Source organism: Streptomyces sp. NRRL F-5135 (assembly GCF_000719775.1).
Lineage (GTDB): Bacteria > Actinomycetota > Actinomycetes > Streptomycetales > Streptomycetaceae > Streptomyces > Streptomyces hebeiensis.
On the sequence record NZ_JOHR01000090.1, the window covers coordinates 1 to 321 of the forward strand.

Sequence of the window (321 nt, forward strand, 5' to 3'; positions counted from 1 at the left end):
CAGCCGGCGCAGCTCGGTGGTCACTTGCCACCCCTCCTGTCACGTTCTGTCGTCGCACGTCCTTGTGCGGTGTCCCGATGGGCGAGACACCTCAGCCTAGTCGCTCGACTGACGCTTTCAACAGCCCCGACCCCCCTCAACTTCGGATTCAGTGAGATCGGGACCCGCTGACAACGAATTACATCACTCCGGGCTTGCGCGACAGACAATCTCGGTGCACAGTGAAGTCGTGGCCAGTCGAAGCACAGACTCCAGAACCGGAAGCGGTTCCTCCCCGACGATCGACGCCGTCTCCCTGGCGATCATCGAACAGCTCCAGGA

1 pseudogene is annotated in these 321 nt (G+C 61.7%); it reads left to right on the plus strand.

Annotated features, from left to right (window positions below):
* Window positions 1-214 precede the first annotated feature (214 nt).
* Window positions 215-321 (plus strand): annotated as a pseudogene (locus tag IG02_RS40230) (AsnC family transcriptional regulator); the annotation flags it as partial.